Origin of the sequence: Pseudonocardia sulfidoxydans NBRC 16205 (assembly GCF_007989085.1) — a bacterium.
Taxonomy (GTDB): Bacteria; Actinomycetota; Actinomycetes; order Mycobacteriales; family Pseudonocardiaceae; genus Pseudonocardia; species Pseudonocardia sulfidoxydans.
Map to the genome: position 1 here is coordinate 1 of NZ_BJVJ01000195.1, position 721 is coordinate 721.

The 721-nt window shown below is 68.1% G+C and carries 1 protein-coding gene; it reads right to left on the bottom strand.

The genetic code is table 11. The features are described from left to right. On the bottom strand, positions 1–721 hold a 721-nt coding region (locus PSU4_RS30995), incomplete at both ends, for a type I glyceraldehyde-3-phosphate dehydrogenase (RefSeq protein WP_147116240.1).

The window sequence follows — 721 nt, forward strand, 5'->3', positions numbered from 1 at the left end:
CCCGACGAGCGCGGTGATGTCGGCGAGGCGGTTGGAGTAGCCCCACTCGTTGTCGTACCAGCCGACGATCTTCACGAGGTTGCCCGACACCTTGGTCAGCCCGGCGTCGAAGATGCACGAGTGCGGGTCGGTCACGATGTCCGACGACACGATCGGGTCCTCGGTGTACTTCAGAACACCCTTCAGCGGCCCCTCGGCGGCCGCCTTCATCGCGGCGTTGACCTCCTCCGCGGAGGTCTCCCGCCCGACGGTCGCGGTCAGGTCGGTCGCCGAACCCGTGGGGATCGGCACCCGCAGCGCGAACCCGTCGAGCTTGCCCTTCAGGTGCGGCAGCACCAGCGAGATCGCCTTCGCCGCACCCGTCGAGGTGGGGACGATGTTGAGCGCGGCGGCGCGGGCCCGACGCAGGTCCTTGTGCGGACCGTCCTGCAGGTTCTGGTCCTGGGTGTAGGCGTGGATCGTGGTCATCAGGCCACGCTCGATACCCACCAGGTCGTCGAGGACCTTCGCCATGGGCGCCAGGCAGTTCGTGGTGCACGACGCGTTGGAGATGATCGTCTGCGAGCCGTCGTAGTCGCCGTCGTTGACACCCTTGACGATCGTGATGTCCTCGCCGGAGGCGGGCGCGGAGATGACGACCTTCTCGGCCCCGCCGTCGAGGTGCTTCGACGCGGCCTCGCGCTTGGTGAACAGGCCGGTGGACTCGACGACCACGTCGACG